1 protein-coding gene is annotated in these 1,034 nt (G+C 38.7%); it reads left to right on the top strand.

The window, feature by feature from the left end; translation table 11 throughout:
• Nucleotides 1-121: 121 nt before the first annotated feature.
• A partial coding sequence (locus BBROOKSOX_RS11565) for a C80 family cysteine peptidase (RefSeq protein ID WP_139662023.1) occupies nt 122-1,034 on the top strand: 913 nt, incomplete at its 3' end.

The raw sequence follows: 1,034 nt of genomic DNA, 5'->3' as shown, positions 1-1,034 counted from the left end.
ACACTAAACACAGTTTGATAAATTAAGTGCAATTGCACGCAAGTGTGCAGAGAATACTCTTGCCTATCATTTAGAAGATAAATTTAACAAGGGTGAGCTGGATGTTGATGCAAGCGTAGATATGTTAAAAGATATTGCTGGCTTGAGCCTTGTAGAGCAACTCAGACACATTGCAGGCGTTAAAAGTGAATTTGAAAGGTTACTAAGTAAAGACGAGATTAACCTTGATCAAAATGCAGCTCGCAAAGCTTGGGCTGAGGAATGTGTGAGGGATGCATCAATAGTTGTTAATGGTATTACAAGATCTCAACAAGTGTTAAGTGTATGGAAGCACAAAAGAGTAACAAACAGGTATAAATCTGCTCCCGGTCCTAGAGACACACATTATGTTGTTGTTCAGTTGCAAGACGATCCAACCATGGCAAATAGTTCGTCAGCCATAGCAAGCAAACATTTTGGAAGTTCTACACTTATAAAAATGGATAATAACGGTGATTATCAGATTGTGTATGGACCTAAATTACATAAAATAAAAGCAGATAATATTAAAATACTATTTGCTGGACATGGTAAAAAAGGGTTTATAGGACGCAGAACGGCTGCTAACATTGTTGATTATGTTGTTACATTAAGAGGCGTTTTACCCACCCAATCAAGCATTGACACAGTCGCTATGAAAGGATGTAATCCAGGCGCTGATTTTGGTAGAAAGGTTGCAATTGGACTGAAAGAAAGGAATATTGAAACCAAGGTCAGCTCTAAATTAGGTTCGTCAAGAACAGAAACGGCCGGTAAAACAACAGTTAATAATCGCTATCATCTTGACGAAGGAAAAGTTGTTTGGGGTTACAAAGACGGTGAATTAACCCAGCTTGACCCTTACACAGACGACAATTATCATCTTGTTGTTTCTGTGGGTGAGGATGGTTCGCTACAACTAAATAGATCGATAGAAGGTTTGGAAGGTAGGCTAAAAATTCGTGTTATGGCAGACAAGTCTGATACTACCTTAGCAGCCCTGTTGGAGTTAGAAA

The organism is bacterium endosymbiont of Bathymodiolus sp. 5 South, from assembly GCF_900128535.1.
GTDB lineage: Bacteria > Pseudomonadota > Gammaproteobacteria > PS1 > Pseudothioglobaceae > Thiodubiliella.
The sequence above is the reverse complement of the archived record's forward strand: the minus strand, read 5'-3'. Positions and strand labels throughout refer to the sequence as shown.